The sequence below is a fragment of the Pseudomonas algeriensis genome (assembly GCF_048847255.1).
Lineage (GTDB): Bacteria > Pseudomonadota > Gammaproteobacteria > Pseudomonadales > Pseudomonadaceae > Aquipseudomonas.
In genome coordinates this window covers 179,250-195,101 of record NZ_JBKKRK010000005.1, presented here as the reverse complement: position 1 = coordinate 195,101, position 15,852 = coordinate 179,250, and the positions used below count along the sequence as shown (strand labels likewise).

The 15,852-nt window shown below is 62.3% G+C and carries 14 protein-coding genes; 4 read left to right on the top strand and 10 right to left on the bottom strand.

Annotated elements, in window-relative coordinates; translation table 11 throughout:
• Window positions 1-127: 127 nt before the first annotated feature.
• Together ACLK1G_RS10150 and ACLK1G_RS10145 are read left to right on the top strand one after the other, a co-directional pair.
• Complete coding sequence (locus ACLK1G_RS10150; protein ID WP_420765317.1) at window positions 128-1,765, top strand: 5-guanidino-2-oxopentanoate decarboxylase; 1,638 nt, start codon at window positions 128-130, stop codon at window positions 1,763-1,765.
• Window positions 1,762-3,210: an aldehyde dehydrogenase family protein gene (locus ACLK1G_RS10145; RefSeq protein ID WP_420765316.1), complete on the top strand. Its 1,449-nt coding sequence runs from the start codon at window positions 1,762-1,764 to the stop codon at window positions 3,208-3,210. Before ACLK1G_RS10150 ends, ACLK1G_RS10145 begins: the two co-directional genes overlap by 4 nt.
• Window positions 3,211-3,252: 42 nt before the next feature.
• On the opposite strand, the gene ACLK1G_RS10140 is transcribed toward ACLK1G_RS10145, so the two are convergent.
• On the bottom strand, window positions 3,253-4,182 hold the full coding sequence (locus ACLK1G_RS10140) for an AraC family transcriptional regulator (RefSeq protein ID WP_420765315.1): 930 nt from the start codon (window positions 4,180-4,182) through the stop codon (window positions 3,253-3,255).
• A 328-nt stretch (window positions 4,183-4,510) separates the two neighbouring features.
• On the opposite strand from ACLK1G_RS10140, the gene ACLK1G_RS10135 reads away from it, so the two are divergent.
• Together ACLK1G_RS10135 and ACLK1G_RS10130 are read left to right on the top strand one after the other, a co-directional pair.
• A complete protein-coding gene (locus ACLK1G_RS10135) occupies window positions 4,511-4,864 on the top strand; it encodes a putative quinol monooxygenase (RefSeq protein ID WP_420765314.1) in 354 nt (117 codons plus the stop codon).
• Between the two features lie 41 nt (window positions 4,865-4,905).
• Window positions 4,906-5,139: a hypothetical protein gene (locus ACLK1G_RS10130; RefSeq protein WP_420765313.1), complete on the top strand. Its 234-nt coding sequence runs from the start codon at window positions 4,906-4,908 to the stop codon at window positions 5,137-5,139.
• Between the two features lie 43 nt (window positions 5,140-5,182).
• Here ACLK1G_RS10130 and ACLK1G_RS10125 read toward each other — a convergent pair whose 3' ends face one another.
• The 9 genes from ACLK1G_RS10125 to ACLK1G_RS10085 all read right to left on the bottom strand — a co-directional run bounded on the left by ACLK1G_RS10125 (window position 5,183) and on the right by ACLK1G_RS10085 (window position 15,771).
• Complete coding sequence (locus ACLK1G_RS10125; protein WP_420765312.1) at window positions 5,183-5,803, bottom strand: flavin reductase family protein; 621 nt, start codon at window positions 5,801-5,803, stop codon at window positions 5,183-5,185.
• A 131-nt stretch (window positions 5,804-5,934) separates the two neighbouring features.
• Complete coding sequence (locus ACLK1G_RS10120) at window positions 5,935-6,153, bottom strand: hypothetical protein (protein ID WP_420765311.1); 219 nt, start codon at window positions 6,151-6,153, stop codon at window positions 5,935-5,937.
• A 147-nt stretch (window positions 6,154-6,300) separates the two neighbouring features.
• Window positions 6,301-7,620: an MFS transporter gene (locus tag ACLK1G_RS10115; RefSeq protein ID WP_420765310.1), complete on the bottom strand. Its 1,320-nt coding sequence runs from the start codon at window positions 7,618-7,620 to the stop codon at window positions 6,301-6,303.
• A 288-nt stretch (window positions 7,621-7,908) separates the two neighbouring features.
• Window positions 7,909-9,072, bottom strand: coding sequence for a CblD like pilus biogenesis initiator family protein (locus ACLK1G_RS10110; protein WP_420765309.1), 1,164 nt, complete (start codon window positions 9,070-9,072; stop codon window positions 7,909-7,911).
• A gap of 156 nt (window positions 9,073-9,228) precedes the next feature.
• Window positions 9,229-10,374 (bottom strand): CblD like pilus biogenesis initiator family protein, encoded by a 1,146-nt coding sequence (locus ACLK1G_RS10105; RefSeq protein ID WP_420765308.1) that lies wholly within the window; start codon window positions 10,372-10,374, stop codon window positions 9,229-9,231.
• A gap of 157 nt (window positions 10,375-10,531) precedes the next feature.
• Window positions 10,532-11,683, bottom strand: a complete 1,152-nt coding sequence (locus ACLK1G_RS10100; protein WP_489685930.1) for a CblD like pilus biogenesis initiator family protein — start codon at window positions 11,681-11,683, stop codon at window positions 10,532-10,534.
• Window positions 11,680-14,367, bottom strand: coding sequence for a TcfC E-set like domain-containing protein (locus ACLK1G_RS10095; protein ID WP_420765307.1), 2,688 nt, complete (start codon window positions 14,365-14,367; stop codon window positions 11,680-11,682). Before ACLK1G_RS10095 ends, ACLK1G_RS10100 begins: the two co-directional genes overlap by 4 nt.
• Before the next feature lie 72 nt (window positions 14,368-14,439).
• On the bottom strand, window positions 14,440-14,937 hold the full coding sequence (locus ACLK1G_RS10090) for a CS1 type fimbrial major subunit (protein ID WP_420765306.1): 498 nt from the start codon (window positions 14,935-14,937) through the stop codon (window positions 14,440-14,442).
• Window positions 14,938-15,015: 78 nt separating this feature from the next.
• On the bottom strand, window positions 15,016-15,771 hold the full coding sequence (locus ACLK1G_RS10085; protein ID WP_420765305.1) for a hypothetical protein: 756 nt from the start codon (window positions 15,769-15,771) through the stop codon (window positions 15,016-15,018).
• Window positions 15,772-15,852 lie beyond the last annotated feature (81 nt).

Here is a 15,852-nt window from a genome sequence, read left to right as displayed (position 1 = left end):
CTAGTATGACTTTTTATCCATTGTTGCCGCTACGGCCTGGCCGTCCAATAACGCCATTCCCTCAGAGCAAAAGCGGCCCGCAGGTGTCGTGCGGGGTCCTTTTCAAGACAACAAAAAGGCAATGGCAATGGCGACGTGCGGCGAAGTATTGGTCAAGTTACTGGAAGGCTATGGCGTGGAGCAGGTGTTCGGCATTCCTGGCGTACACACCGTGGAGTTGTATCGCGGGCTGGCCCGTTCAAGCATCCGCCATGTGACGCCGCGCCATGAACAGGGCGCCGGCTTCATGGCCGACGGCTACGCCCGTGTCAGCGGCAAGCCGGGCGTGTGCTTCATCATCACCGGCCCGGGCATGACCAACATCACCACTGCCATGGGCCAGGCCTATGCCGATTCGATTCCGATGCTGGTGATCTCCAGCGTACAGTCGCGCAGCCAGTTGGGCGGTGGGCGCGGCAAGCTGCATGAGCTGCCGAACCAGAGCGCGCTGGTGGGCGGGGTCGCGGCGTTTTCCCACACGCTGATGTCGGCCGCCGAATTGCCGGGTGTGCTGGCCCGGGCCTTTGCCTTGTTCCAGGCCGGGCGTCCGCGGCCGGTGCACATCGAGATTCCGTTGGATGTGCTCGTTGAACAAGCCGATGACCTGCTCGCCAGCACGCCAGTGAGCATCAATCGCGCCGGGGCCGCGCCCAGTGCCGTGGAGCAAATGGCAGCCTTGCTGGCGACGGCCCGGCGGCCGTTGGTGCTTGCCGGAGGGGGGGCGCTGGACGCCGGGACTGAATTGACCGAACTGGCCGAACGCCTCGGCGCCCCCGTGGCGCTGACCATCAATGCCAAGGGCCTGCTGCCGTCCCGTCATCCGTTGCTGATCGGTTCCACCCAGAGCCTGGTGGCCACCCGTGCCCTGGTGGCCGAAGCGGATGTAGTACTGGCGATCGGCACCGAGCTGGCCGAGACCGATTACGACGTCACCTTTGCCGGTGGCTTCGAGATTCCCGGTGCGTTGTTGCGCATCGACATCGACCCCGACCAGACCGTGCGCAACTACGCGCCAAGACTGGCGCTGGTGGCCGACGCACAAAGTGCCGCGCGGGCATTGCTCGATGCATTGAAGCGCGGCGTGCCCGGCGCGAGAGACGACAGTTGGGGAGCGATTCGTGTCGAACGGCTGCGGACCGAACTCGATCAGCAATGGGACGTCCCGACCCGCGCCCAGACGGTATTCCTCGATACGGTATTGCAGACCTTGCCCGACGCGGTTTTCGTTGGCGATTCCACCCAGCCGGTCTACACCGGCAACCTCACCTTCAATCCCGAACGCCCGCGCCGCTGGTTCAATTCGTCCACCGGCTACGGCACCCTCGGCTACGCGTTGCCGGCGGCCATTGGTGCCTGGCTGGGTGGTGTCGACAACGGCCATGGCCGCCCGCCCGTGGTGTGCCTGATCGGCGACGGTGGGTTGCAGTTCACCCTCCCGGAACTGGCCAGCGCGGTGGAAGCGCGCACGCCGGTGATCGTGCTGCTGTGGAATAACCAGGGCTACGAAGAGATCAAGAAATACATGGTCAACCGCGCCATCGAACCGGTGGGCGTGGACATCTACACGCCGGATTTCATCGGCGTTGCCAAAGCGCTGGGGTGCGGCGCCGAGACGATCGACGGCGTGCATTCCCTGCGCAGCGCATTGCTGGCCGCCAGTCACCGCCAGGGGCCGACGTTGCTCGAGATTGACCAGGCGCGCTGGATGGCGGAGGTGGCGGAATGAATTTCCCGACGACGCAAGACGGCCTGTACATCAACGGCGAGTGGTTGGCGGGCGATCAACCGCTGCGGGTGATCAACCCGGCGACCGAGGCGCTGCTGACCACTGTTTACGGCGGCGAGAAACCCGCCGTCGATCAAGCCTTGGAGGCCGCTACCCAGGCTTTTGGCCCATGGTCGAACACCTCGGGTGCCGAGCGCGGCGCGGTGCTTCGGCGTATTGCTGCCGGCGTGCGGGATGCTCGTGAGCGGCTGATGCATTTGCAATCGAGCAACAACGGCAAACCGTTGTTCGAAGCGGCCATCGACGTCGACGATGTGGTCGCGACCTTCGAGTACTACGCCGGTTTGGCCGAAGAACTGGACGCTCGTCAGGACGGTCCGCTGGCGTTGCCCAGCGATGATTTCTGCGCACGTCTACGCCGCGAACCTTGTGGGGTGGTCGGCTTGATCGTGCCGTGGAATTTCCCGATGGTCACCACCGCCTGGAAACTTGCCCCGGCCTTGGCCGCCGGCTGCTGCGTGGTGCTCAAGCCTTCGGAAGTCACGCCGCTGCCGGAGCTGGCGCTGGCCTCGGTCATCGCCGAATGCGGCTTGCCCGATGGCGTGTTCAACCTGGTCTGCGGCACGGGGTTGGCGGTCGGGGCGCCGCTGGCGTCCGACCCGCGCGTGGCGAAGATTTCCTTTACCGGCAGCAACGCGGTGGGGGTGCAAGTGATGCAACGGGCGGCGGAAACCGTGAAGGGCGTGAGCCTGGAGCTGGGCGGCAAATCGTCCTTGCTGGTGCTGGCCGACGCCGACCTGGACCTGGCGGTGGAGCTGGCCTGTGGCGGCGGTTTCTTCAACGCGGGGCAGATGTGTTCGGCCACCACTCGGGTGTTGGTCGCCGATGAGCTGGCCGATGAATTCGTGCGACGGCTCAAGGCGCGGGCCGAGGCGATCCGCGTGGCCGATCCATTCGATCCGGACGTGGAGATGGGTGCGCTGATCAACCAGGCGCAATACCAACGGGTGCTCGGGCACATCGATCGAGGCGTGAGCGACGGCGCAACGTTGGTGTGCGGCGGTCAACGACCCGCGCATCTGCAACGCGGGTTTTTTTTACAGCCAACGATCTTCACCGACGTGCCCCTCGACAGTGCGCTGTGGTGCGAGGAGATCTTCGGGCCGGTGTTGTGCGTGCGTCGTTTCGGCCACCCGGAAGAGGCGATTGCCCTGGCCAATGACAGCCGCTTCGGCCTGGTGGCGAGCGTGGTCAGCCGCGATGCCGAGGCGGCCGGGAAGGTCGCCGACGCCTTGCAGGCAGGGCTGGTGTGGATCAACGCACCGCAAGTGATTTTCCCCCAGGCCGCTTGGGGCGGTTACAAGCAGAGCAGCCTGGGTCGTGAATTGGGACCTTGGGGACTGGCCGCGTTCCAGGAAATCAAACACGTGATCCGGGCGGTCTGAAGGCTGCGAAGCCGAGGCGGCGAATGCTGTGCGAATCCAGGATCAGACAGTCATCCGCAACCGCGCCAGATCCCGCAACGGCGGCGCGCCAAACAAGCGGCTGTACTCCCGGCTGAACTGCGACGGGCTTTCATACCCCACTCGATACCCCGCCGCCGACGCTTCCAGCCCTTCGGCCAGCATCAACCGTCGAGCCTCCTGCAAGCGCAATTGCTTTTGGTATTGCAACGGGCTCATGGCCGTCATGGCCTTGAACCGATGATGCAAGGTCGAAACGCTGAGGTTGACCTCCCGAGCGAGGTCATCGATGCGCAACGGTTGTTCGAAATGGCCGTTGAGCCATTTGATCGCCTGGCTGATGCGATGGCTCTGGCTATTGGCAATGGCGATTTCATACAACCGATAGCCTTGCGGGCTGCGTAGCAGGCGGTAAAGGATTTCCCGGCGCACCAGGGGCGCGAGCATGGCGATGTCTTTTGGCGTATCGAGCAGGCGCGTCAGGCGTAGCACCGCGTCGAGCATCGGCGTGTCCAGGCGTTCCACATACAGGCCACGGCCGGCCGGGCGAGTCGGCACGCCCAGGGGGCCGGCATCGGCGATCAGCGCGGTGATTTCCGCCGGGTCGATGTCCAGGCGCAGCGCCAGGATCGGCTGCTCGGGCGAGACGTCGGCGATGCAACCGCTCAATGGCATCGAGACCGAGACCACCAGGTAATGCAGCGGGTCATAGTTGAAAAATTCGTCCGCCAGGCGCACCTGCTTGCTGCCCTGGGCCATGATGCACAGCGCCGGTTGCGCCAGCACCGGGGCAAACTTGTGTGGCTGGCTGTGGCGCGACAGGTTCAGCGAGCCGATGGCCGTGGCGTAGCTGCCGTCCTCGCTGGTGTTGCGGTCGATGATCGACGCCAGCTCGGCGCGCTGCTGTTCCAGGTACGTGTCCAGCGGGGCGTGGGCGTGATCGAGTGGCGACATGCCGGGATCCTCATGGCGAAGGGAGCGATAGGACAAAGCTTATGTTTGTGCAAGGCATGGCGGTAGTCACATCCTGTTGAAAGCTTGCCTGATCCTGCAAGGCGGCGGCGTGAAGGGCTGTGCAGCCTGGCCGAAACTTGCTTGAAACCTTTTGTTTCAACTCCCGGCAATTCCCACCCATCAGGCACAAGATCGGTGAATTCCCAGGCGCAGAATCGTGCAATGAGTCGGCAGGAATCGACTAACGAAGCTGGCGGCAGCGCGCTTAACCTTTGATCCTGTCGCAGCCTGTCCCCGGCTGCCAACGGATGACCTGGGAGGGTTGAACATGACTACACAGATCCCCGTCAGTCACATGGCTTTTGTCCGGGCCCGCGCCGGTTGCTCCAAGCCATTGGGCGCACGCCTCAGCAGCTTGATCGTACCTTCGCGCCAGGCGCCCGGTTGCCTGCACTTTGCCTTGCAACAATCGCAATGCGACGCCGATTTGTGGCTGGTGTCCGGGCTGTGGGTCAACCAACAGGCGATGGACGCTTATTTCAACTCACCGGCCATGGCGATCTTCGCCCAATTGGTGCAAGACCTGGTGGTCAGCAGCCTGGACTTCCACACCTTTCGGGAAGTGTCCGCCGCCCAGGCGACCGAAGGGTGCATGGCGAAGGTACACAAACTGGCCGGTTGAAGGTTTAATGACAGGCATTTCCCACCGCCAGGATGCGAAGTATGGCACGCAAAGCCTTTGAAACTTTTGAAGCTGTTTCCGCTGTTGTTCCCAAGGAAGGTGGCGGCTACTACGCTGCCATCGCCACCAAGGCCATCGGCAGTGCCGAGAAGCCGCGTTTCAATAAAGTGCTCGAAGAGCAGACCTTCGAGACCGCTTTCAAAGCCGATGAAGCGGCTGCCCAGCAGTTGACTCACCTCAAGGGTGTCGACGACGAAGGCGGATTGGCCTGGTAAGCAGCATTTCAAGGATTGCCACAAGTGATCTCACCGCCCATCCTTATCGCGGGCGATGCATCTTGAACAACGCCTCCGGCCCCAGCTGGAAGTAATCCGCCGGCCCGCCGCCGCGCAAGATCGGCTCGGCGGCGGCGGTGTCGTAGACGCCGTCCTTCAACAGCCACTTGGCGATGTGAACGGCAACCACTTCGCCCAGAATCAACCAGCTCGGCACAGGCGCCTTGTCCGCTCGCTGCAACTGGATGATCTGCGTGACCTTGCATTCGAAGGACACCGGACTCTCGGCGACGCGCGGCACCTGGATGATCCGCGATGCCGCCGGCGTCAGGCCCGCCAGCTCGAATTCGTTGACCTGCGGCGCGACCATCGCGCAGCTTTGGTTCATCTGCTCGGCCAGTGGGCGCGTGGCCAGGTTCCAGGCAAATTCACCGGTCTGTTCGATGTTGTTGAGGCTGTCTTTGCGACCGACGCTGGAGAAGCCGATGATCGGCGGAACGTAGTTGAAAGCGTTGAAAAAACTGTAGGGCGCCAGGTTCAGGCGGCCTTCGCCATCTTGTGAAGAGATCCAGCCAATCGGCCGTGGGCCGACGATGGCATTGAACGGGTCGTGGGGCAGGCCATGGCCTTGGGCGGGTTCGTAGTAGTGAATGTCGTCGGGCATGAAGGATGTAGGTCCGGTGCGTGTCAGAAGGATCCGACGATAGTGCAGCGCCCTGACCCTTTTGTCAGCACCACAAAAAAAACCTGTGGGAGGTTGCTCGCTCCCACAGGTCTTGGTGTTGCCGGTTGGGATCAGTTGGTCGACGCCGCATCGCTAGGGTCGGAGCCGTCGGCAGCCACGGTGGGCTCGATGGCGTGGTTCTCGTCCTTCTTGGCAACGACGGCGGAACCGGCGCGCTCATGGCTGCTGGCGATGAAAGCGGCCGTGCCGGTACGCTCGAAGCCGTCGTCGGCGAACGCGCTACTGGCCAGTGCGGTGAGGGTCAGGGCGAAGATCAGTTTGGTTTTCATGGTCATACTCCAAGCATCGATAGTTGATAAGCGCGAGGGTGGAGTGCAGCCATTAAGTGGAAATTAATGTAGGAAATGACGCCGTCCCGGAACGACGAAAGGGGCGAACCTGTGCAGGTTCGCCCCTTTTTTTGTACGACTGGCCTGTCAGTCAGTCACGATCCGCGAATGCTTGCGGGTGTCTTTCATGGTGATGTACACCAACAGCGAAACCGCGATGCACGCCGTCACGTACCAGTAGTAGCCGGTCTCCATGCCGATGCTCTTGAACCACAGCGCGATGTATTCAGCGGTGCCGCCGAAGATCGACACGGTCAGCGCGTAGGGCAGGCCGACGCCCAGGGCGCGGATTTCGGTAGGGAACAGCTCGGCTTTCACCACCGCGTTGATCGAGGTGTAGCCGCTGACGATGATCAGCGCGGCCATGATCAGGAAGAACGCGCCCCACCAGGTCTCGATGGTGTGCAGGGTGGTGAGGATCGGCACGGTGAACAGCGTGCCGAGGATGCCGAAGGCAATCAGGATCGGCCGACGACCGATCTTGTCCGAGAGCCCGCCGATGACGGGTTGCAGGCACATGAACAGGAACAGCGTGGCGGCGGAAATGGTGGTGGAATCGGAGATGCTCATGCCCACCGTGTTCACCAGGTATTTCTGCATGTAAGTGGTGTAGGTGTAGAAGGCCAGGGTGCCGCCCATGGTCAGGCCGACCACGGTCAACAATTCCTTGGGGTGGCGCATCAGGGTGCGCATGGCGCTTTCCTTGGCCTTTTCCTTCTTGGTGAACGACTCGGTTTCTTCCATGCCGCGACGCAGGTACAGCGCAACGATTGCACACAGCGCGCCGATGGCGAACGGGATGCGCCAGCCCCAGGCGTACAGCTGCTCGGTGGTCAGCAATTGTTGCAGCACGATCAGCACGCCGAGGGCGATGAGCTGGCCGGAAATCAGCGTCACGTATTGGAAGCTGGAGAAGAAACCGCGACGTTCCTTGGTCGCCATCTCGCTCAGGTACGTTGCCGAGGTGCCGTACTCGCCACCCACCGACAGGCCCTGGAGCAAGCGGGCGAACACCAGCAGGATCGGCGCGCCGACGCCGATGGTTTCGTAACCGGGGCTCAGGGCGATGATCAGCGAGCCAAAGCACATCAAGTACACCGAGGCCATCAACGCGCGTTTGCGACCGGCGCGGTCAGCGTACAGGCCCATCAGCCAGCCACCGATGGGGCGCATCAGGAAGCCGACGGCGAAGATCGCGGCGGTGTTGAGCAACTGGGCGGTGGTGTCGCCCTTAGGGAAGAAGGCTTTGGCGAAGTACAGCGAGAACGCGGCGTAGACGTACCAGTCGTACCACTCGACCATGTTGCCGACCGAGCCACTGAAGATCGACTTGATCCGGCTGGCGGTGGTTCTTTCACGGGCGGGCGCGGCAGCCGACCCAATGGGAAGGGCGTTTGAGTTATCCATTGAAGGATCCTTCGTTTAATTGTTTTTGTGGAGCGCGTAGGAACGCAGCCTGCCAGGGCTATAGCAGGAGCTGTGCCAGGTGGGAAGAAGGCCGGTCTAGAGGGGATGTGGCTGTTTAGTGAGCGGAAATCCGCTTATTGCAGCTAGAGGTGTGGGCGGGGATCCGCTTATCAACAAGAAATGGGTTGGCTTCATCGCGAGCAGGCTCGCTCCCATTTTTTCCTGTATTCACAGGTCCATTGTGGGAGCGAGCCTGCTCGCGATGGGGCCAGTCCTGGCATCAAAAAATCAGGGCGACGAAGTCGAAGGCGTAAATTCCAACTTCAGCTCCCCCCGGTACTGCCCGGAATTCTTGTCGATCTGATTGAACGGCGGCGTGTCCAAGGTGATGGGCCAGGGCGTACACACCACTGGATACGGCACATTGGGTAGCTTCACGGCGCGGATTTCCGCATTGTTGATGCCGTTGAAACTCACTGGTTGCCCGGACACATGCTGCGTCTCGCCGAGGTTGGCGGTGCGGGTGCGCACCTTGTATTCGATGCGGTCACGCTCGCCGCTGCCGCCGGACGTATGGCGGACGAAGAAGCGGCCCTCCATGCCGGGCACGGGGTTGGTGCCGGTTACACGGATTTCATAACTCTGGCTATTGGCGTTGTAGCCGTCGTAGAGGCATGCATCGACCACGGACCGACCGGAGACGATGCCGCCCGGGGCGGTGCTCAACGGGCGAGTACGCAAGTTGAGATCCACCTGCGGCGTGCTGATGCCGTAGGCGGGCAGGTAGATCTGCATGTTGTTCTGGTCGGTGACGTCAAGCTTGAAGTCCACCGTAAAGGTATTGGCCGCGCTGATCGGTTGCGAATTGTACCGCTTGAGTTTCAGGATCATCTTGGCGGTCCAGATGCCTCCGGTGGGCAGTTTGGCGAATTCTGACTGGGGCACCCACATCGTCGTGGCCGTCCCCTCCGATCGCTGGGTAAGGTCATCTTCGTCTTCATTGCAGTAGACGGGTGATGTGGTGGTCAGGACGAATTGACGGCCATCCCATGCCCCACCGCAGAGATTGAGCGGATACCTGCGCTGGAGATAGCCTTTGACCACAAGGACATGGGTAAGACGGCTGCGCCGCTCGGTGAAGCGTAACGGGATCTCGGTAGTGCCCAGCCTGCCAAAGGACGACGTATGGCATTGGCCCGTTGCCGGGTCCGTGCTGGAGAGGCAGACAAAATGCATGTTCGTATAACCGGCGCCCGGTATGTGCTGTTCGCTCCAGCCGTGGACCATCCGATTCCAGAGGTAGTGATCGGCGGGCGGCGCCGAACGGTCGAAGTTGAGCACAACGGATTGGTAGTGGTCGCTGGGTACCACGCCCGCTAAGGCGGGTAACGGAGTGGTTGCGACGATGAGCGCGCTCAGCCGGCGGGCCCAACGGGTAAAAAATGTGTTCATTGCGGGCTCTTATGACTGCATTGTTGAATGGAAATAATCGGCGGCTCCACCGGCCCCATCACGAGCAAGCTCGCTCCCACATTTGCCCGGTATCCACAAATCCAGTGTGGGAGCGAGCCTGCTCGCGATGAGGCCAGTCCAGACACCACTAATGCCTCAGGGCGAAGAGGTTGAGGGCGTAAATTCCAATTTCAGCTCCCCCCGGTACTGCCCGGTGTTCTTGTCGATCTGATTGAACGGTGGCGTCTCCAAGGTGATGGGCCACGGCGTACACACCACCGGGAAAGGCACGTTGGGCAGGCGCACGGCGCGGATATCGGCATTGTTGATGCCGTTGAAACTCACTGGTTGCCCGGACACATGCTGCGTCTCGCCGAGGTTGGCGGTGCGGGTGCGCACCTTGTATTCGATGCGGTCACGCTCGCCGCTGCCGCCGGACGTATGGCGGACGAAGAAGCGGCCCTCCATGCCGGGCACGGGGTTGGTGCCGGTGACACGGATTTCATAACTCTGGCTGTTGGCGTTGTAGCCGTCGTAGAGGCAGGCATCGACTACCGATTGACCTGAGACGATACCGCCCGGGGCGGTGCTCAACGGGCGGGTGCGCAGGTTGAGGTCCACCTGCGGCGTGCTGATGCCGTAGGCGGGCAGGTAGATCTGAATGTTGTCGCGGTCGGTGACGTCCAGCTTGAAGTCGACGGTGAAAGTTCTGGCGGCGCCAATCGGCTCCGAGTAATAGCGCTTGAGCTTGATGATCAACTTCGCCGACCAGATACCACCTGAAGGTAGCTTGGCGAGTTCTGATTGAGGGATCCAGACAGTCGACGCGGTGCCCGTGGTTCTGACCTCGTCGCACCAGCCTGACCCGGTTGCGTTCAGTACGTAGTCCTTCTCCCAGATTCCGCAACTGCTGTTCAGCGCATGCATGCGGGTGACGTAACCCTTGACCGACAAGACAGTCGACAGGCCGCTACGTCTCTCGGTAAACCGCAGCGCAATGTCTGTGATGCCATACCTCCCTGTATCGCCTCTGGTCTGGCATTGGCCGTTGGCTGGGTTGGTATCGGACAAACAAACGAAGTGCATGGTCGTATAGCCTGCGCCTGGCAAATCTTGCTCTTTCCAGCCATGGACCATTCGGGTCCAAAGGTAGTGATCGGCCGGTGGCGCCGAACGGTCAAAGTTGAGTATCACGGACTGATGATGGTCGCTGGGGATGATGTCCCCAAGCGTCGGCAATGCCGTGGCTGCCACGATGAGCGCGCTCAGCCGGCGGGCCCAACGGGTTAAGAATGTGTTCATTGCGGGTTCTTATGGCTGCATTTTTGAATGGGAAAAAATCGGCGGCTCCACCGGCCCCATCGCGAGCAGGCTCGCTCCCACATTCGCCCGGTATCCACAAATCCAGTGTGGGAGCGAGCCTGCTCGCGATGAGGCCAGTCCAGACACCACTAATGCCTCAGGGCGAAGAGGTTGAGGGCGTAAATTCCAACTTCAGCTCCCCCCGGTACTGCCCGGTGTTCTTGTCGATCTGATTGAACGGTGGCGTCTCCAAGGTGATGGGCCACGGCGTACACACCACCGGGAAAGGCACGTTGGGCAGACGCACGGCGCGAATATCGGCATTGTTGATGCCGTTGAAACTCACTGGTTGCCCGGACACATGCTGCGTCTCGCCGAGGTTGGCGGTGCGGGTGCGCACCTTGTATTCGATGCGGTCACGCTCGCCGCTGCCGCCGGACGCGTGGCGGACGAAGAAGCGGCCCTCCATGCCGGGCACGGGGTTGGTGCCGGTGACACGGATTTCATAACTCTGGCTGTTGGCGTTGTAGCCGTCGTAGAGGCAGGCATCGACCACGGATTGACCTGAGACGATACCACCCGGGGCAGTGCTCAACGGGCGGGTGCGCAGGTTGAGGTCCACCTGCGGCGTGCTGACGCCGTAGGCGGGCAGGTAGATCTGCATGTTGTTCTGGTCGGTGACGTCCAGCTTGAAGTCGACGGTGAAGGTCTTGGCGTTACCGATGGGTTGCGAGTGGAACGTTTTTAGCTTCATGACCAACTGAGCGGTCCAGATGCCTCCAGAGGGCAATTTGGCAAGCTCTGTTTGGGGGATCCAAAGCGTTGAGGCGGTGCCGGTGGAGACGTTGACGCCATGACAGTCCGATGTTGTCGTTGAAGTGATCAGGTAATCGAAAGGTAACCAGTCTCCGCCACAGGTGTTGTTAAGTTTCGTCCTGCGCGAGAGGTAGCCTCTGACATGCAGTACCGTGGACAAGCGACTGCGGCGCTCGGTAAACCGTAGCGCTACGTTGGTAATACCGGTTTGTCCGTAACTGCTTGTGCGGCATTGACCCGTCGCAGGGTCGGAATTGGACAAGCAGACCAAATGCATAGTCTTATAGCCAACTCCTGAGACTGGTTGCTCGTGCCAGCCATGCAGCATCTTATTCCAGAGGTAATGATCCCCAGGTGGCGCCGCCCGGTCGTAATTGAGCGCCACCATCTGATAATGGTCGCTGGGATGAACATCGGCGAGCACCGGTAGCGTTGCAACCGAGCAAACCAGTGCGAAAAGGCGACGGCCCCAACGGATCGAGGTTTCGCTCATGGCTGGTTCCTCTTGTCTGGCGAGAGCGCGGCGCTGCGACGCGCGGTCCAGCGACCCAGGCGGTCGGGATCGTTCAGGTCCTTGGGCAAAGCGTCCAGAGTGGTGCTTTCGCAGGTGAGGGTGCCGACCCGTCGCAGGCTGCTGTGGGCGGTGCGGCTTTGTACCGTGCAGGCGTGTACGCCGTTGAGGTCCAGGGCGAACAAGGGGTCGGGGTGATGGTTGAGGTCGACGACGAAGCTGCCGTCCTCGCCGGTTTCCATCATCGATGCATTGAGAATGGCGGCCTGCACCAGTGGCTCTCCCTGTGCATCCACCAAGCGGCCGACGTAGGTGTAGCTGACAGTAGACTCGATCCGTTGCACCGCCAGCTTGCCCGGTTGCAGGAACCACTCGCGGTTGCCGTTGCCGACATTCACCGAACTGAGGTTCTGGCGCGAGGCGTCGGCGTCGCTGATCCGGGTGTGCGTGGCCTCGAAACCGTTGACCGGGATCAGCCGCTTCTCACCAAAGCCGATGCTGGTCTGGGCACCGTAGCCGCCGCTGACCTTGGCCGCCGCGCCCGTGGCGTTTTCCACCGGCGCCGCGATGATCCCCACCGCCGCGCCCGGGCCTGTGCCGCCCTGGCCCTGGCCCCAGAAGAAGCCGTCGCGGCCCAGCGCCAGGGACGAGGAATGATTGCCGCTAAAACCCGGTCGAGAGTCTTGCTGGTCACCGCCACGCTGGGCCACCGCCAGGCTGCTCTCGCCCCAGCTGCGCTCGATCCGTCCGGCCAGTTCAGCGTCCCAGCGGCCCAGGTCGTCGTAGCCGACCCCGGTGTTCACTTCGTTCCTGCCCTGGTCGCCGTCCCAGGCACGGGTATGGCCCATGCTGGTGCGCAGGCTGTCGGGCGCATTCTGCTCGCGGCGCGCATCCAGGCCGATGTTGCTCTGGCGGTAGCCGCCGGTGGGCGAGCGCTCGTTATGGGACAGGCTCAGGCTCAGGTACAGCCCGTGATCGGTGTCCCGGTTGCCGCTGGCATTGCGGAACGCGCCGACGCGATGAATGAGCTGGAACGGTCCCAGGGCATGCCCACGGGAAAAGCCCACTTGGAAGGTCCTGGCCCAGGTGGAGGTGGTCAGGTCCCGGGTCAGGTCGTCTTCTTCGGGAAAATCGTTCCAGTAGGAAAACGGATTCACCTGGGCGTAGCGGTTGTAGTTGTAGCCGGCACTGAGGGTGCCACCGGCCAGCGGCAACGAGGCGCTGGCGGTCAATGACTCGTTGCAGCCGCTCTGCTGGTAGGCGCGGGTGTTGTGTTCGCAGGACGGGCTCTTGAGCGAGTAGCGGTACACGCTCCAGGAGACCCCATGGGTGAAGGTCATTTGCTGGCTGTTGCCGCTCGCGCCGTTGTTGCCGCGCAGCAGGGCGCCCGACAACGACCAACTGCTGGCGCCCAGCGTGCCGGCCCAGTCCAGGCGGCTTTCGTTGTAGAACGCCGTGTCCAGCCAGGTGATCGCGCTGGTCAGCGCCAGGTCATCGCGCAACGGAAAGCGCAGGCCGGTCTGGGCGACCGCGGAGGGATCCTGCTCATAGAGCGAGTCTTCCGCCGTGCGCCCGCCCTGAAGGAACCATTGCACGGTGTCGTCACCCAGGCCATTGCCGTCGGTACGGCTGAAAGGCACGGTTTCGGTACGGGTCACCTGACCGTTTTCGATCACCCGCAAGGTCACCGGATAGCTGCCGTTGGGGAAGGTCCGGGTGTCGACATTCTGCACGCCGGCATCCAGGTAGGACGTCGACAACAGCTCCTCGCCACGGAACGCATCGACGCGCGAGCGTTGGGTCAGGATCAGCGAGATGGGCGTGCCTTGGCCGACGACCTCGCGGTTGAGGTAGGCCAGGGTAGTGCCGACTCGGGCACCGTCGATTCGCCCCAGGGGCAACAGGCTGAAGCTGAAGTTGCCACCCTCGGCGCTGGACAGGTTGCTCATGTCCATGCGCCCGGCCTGGGCGTAGTGTTCGCGCTCGAAATCCTGGCGGTAGTAGGCGTTGTTGAATTCCAGGCTGCTGTCGCTGCCGCGCTTGTTCTGGTAGGCCTGGTAGTTCCAGGTAAAGCCAAAATGGCTGCTTTCACCCAGGCCTACCGCGCCCAGGCCGCTGGCGCCCAGGGCGCGGTAACTGTCGGCCTGGGCGATATTGATGTTCTGTCGATGGACCAAGGCGTTCGCGGCCTCGGTCGGAGTGTGCAGGCGCAGCGCCGCCGTATCGCTGGCCGGCAGCCAATCCTTGCGCATGAGTATCTGCAGGCGCGCGCCGGCCTCGTCGAGAATCACTGCCACCGCGTCGGTGTCCAGGTAACCGCAGCTCGCTTCGCTGGCCAGGCCGTAGGAGCACGCCAACTGGCTGTTGCTGGGCAACGGTTCGGACAGCAGCGGCAGCAACTCTTCGGATGACGCCGAAGCCCCTGCCTCGATCAGCAGGGCCGCGATTCGTTCGGGCTGTTGGAATTCGATACGACCAGGCCGCACCACGACAGGGTGCAGGCCGAGATTACGGTTGAGCAATTGAAGTTCAAGTTGTTCCACCTGACCTTCAACCAGGGCCTCGAAACCGGCCGGCACCTGGGGCAGATCGGTGGACGCGACCGATACGGCATCGGCCAGCGCCCAGGTAAGGGAGATTGAGAGTGCGGTGAAGTGGCGTTTCATACAGGGCCTTGACGAAGGAAAAGGGAAGTACGACGGCGCCGTACCTCCCTTTTAAGGAAAAACCGGCGGTACTTAAGGCTGTTGGGTCAGCAGCAGGCTGACGATGCCTTCGTAGCGACCCGCGTTGGTGATTGCACCCGCGCTGGTCTGCCGGATCTCCAGGAGTTGCTCGATCGACCCGCCAGTGGAGTCACCACCAGGGAACAGATCGGCGGCAGGCAGCGTGACACCGGTGGTGTTCAGCGTCCGTCCGCCATAGCTGACGCTCAGCGGCACGCCGGTGGCGGCGGGGTTGGTCATGTTGGCCAGGACCGGACTGGTGATCAGTCGCAGGGTCATGTCCTTGTCGGTGTCATTGCTGTAGATCCGCGTACCCACCTGAGTAGGGCGCAGGCCTGCACCCGGCAGATAGGCCATCTCCATGGACGCCGGCAGCGGGCTGCCGTCCGACTGGAGGATCTCCAACGTCGGGTCGACATCGGCGTAGACCAGGATGCTTTTTTCCACCGCCATGGCGGGCAGCGAGGTCAGGGCGACCAGTGCCAATGGGGCGAATTTCAACAGTTTCATGGGTGTTCCTCTTTTGCTGTGGGTGAACGGGGGCCCAACCACGTGCGCTGCACGTAGCTTGGGTCAATAAAATTGGGGTTACGGCTGAATGGCGAGGGTGCGCGGACGCCTGTCGTCGCTGGTCACGAAACGTACGATTACGTTACCGTTCGCGCCGGGGGCGGAGACGGGCAGGGTGCTGCCGGGATACAGGCTGCGGTTGACGTCATTCCAGATGCAGTCCTTCTCGCCCGCTGCGTCGGTACACCGACCCACTTGCAATACGCCGACGCGCAGGGTGCCGTCGTTGCGCAATTCGTTGCCTTTGGGTTGCAGTTTGATGCTGGTACGGCGCTCATCGGGCAGCAGGCGCACCAAGGCGCCCCAGACCAGGTTTACGCCGACTCTGGGCTGCACACCGGATTGTTCGAGGACGTCTTCATCTATCAGATCGGGTGCTCCCACCGGTTCGAAATAGACCCGGTAGACGGTTTCCTCGGTGGGCATCGACTGAGCGATGATCCGCACCGTGCGGCTGGCGCCGGGGGCCAGTACCGTGCGCTGCGGCGATACGACGATACCCAGCGCATCGGCCGGCGACAGCGGGCTTTCATGTTCGTCCGGCGTGCCGGGACGTTGGATCTGGGTGACGCTGACCTTGATGTATTGCACTTTGTCGGACTTGGAGTGCAGCTGGATCTGGCCAATGCCGTCCTGCTCGGCGCCGATGGTGCTGTTCATCGGGTAGACCACCATGTTCGCGGCTGCCGGAAACGACAGGGTGACGGCGAGCGCCATGAGCGCCAGCTTGCCCATGACAGCCCAGCGATGGATAAACGTTTGATTCGAATGCATTTCAAACCTCAAACAAGGAAGATGGACGGTCACTGTTTTTATGCACCGAGTGCGGGTGGCCTGCTTCGACCGGACCGGCGC